This is a genomic window from Nocardiopsis rhodophaea (assembly GCF_039530945.1).
Lineage (GTDB): Bacteria > Actinomycetota > Actinomycetes > Streptosporangiales > Streptosporangiaceae > Nocardiopsis_C > Nocardiopsis_C rhodophaea.
On record NZ_BAAAPC010000062.1, the window covers coordinates 1 to 751 of the forward strand.

A 751-nucleotide genomic window follows, 5' to 3' on the forward strand; every position below is an offset into this window, starting at 1 on the left:
CGGGGCGGTGCGGCGCACCGCGGCGGGCACCCGGTTGTGGGCCTGGCCCAGGCCCAGGTGCTGCTTGGCGTCGCGGAAGCAGGTCTCGATGGCCCACCGGTCGCGGTAGCGGGCGATGACCCCGTCACCAGGGGTGGTGGTGTCGGTGGTCAAAAGCGCCGCGTCGCAGCCGGTGGCGGTGCGCGGGGTGCGGATGAGGACCAGGCGCAGCGGGGTGTGGCCCAGGGTCTGGCGGTAGCAGGCCACATCCGCGGCCGAGCAGCCCAGGTCCTGCGCGGGGGTGAAGGCGGCCTGGTCGGCGATCTCGCCGGGGGTGCCCCACCGGGTGTGGGCGGTGGTGGTGGTCGGCTGCCGGTGCAGGACGGCGTTGGCTTTGAGGCGCACGGTCCAGGTGACGGTGTCGGGCAGGGCGGCCAGGGCGGGACTGGAGTAGGCGGCATCGGCCACCACGTGGAGGGGCCGGTTGAGGGCCTGGGCCAGGCGCAGCACGAGTGCGATGGCGATGTCGGGGGCCGAGGGCCGCTCACCTGCGGTGGCGGCGCCGGTGGTGTGGATGTGGGCGCGGGTGTGGGCCAGCGCGGCGTCCCACTCGGCCTCGGCGGCCTGCAGGTTCTGCCAGGCGCGGCGCTCGTAGGAGGCGCGCCGCGAGCCGGGCTGTTCGGGGGTGCCGGGCAGGCGGTGCCCGCGGGCGGCGGCCGCCGCCCGCTTGGCGTTGCGCTCCTGGATGCGTCGGGCGTGGGGCTTCCAGCGG

General features: G+C 76.6%; 1 protein-coding gene. It reads right to left on the reverse strand.

Annotation, left to right across the window (positions count from 1 at the left end):
• A partial coding sequence (locus ABD259_RS25655; RefSeq protein ID WP_344165853.1) for a transposase occupies positions 1 to 751 on the reverse strand: 751 nt, incomplete at both ends.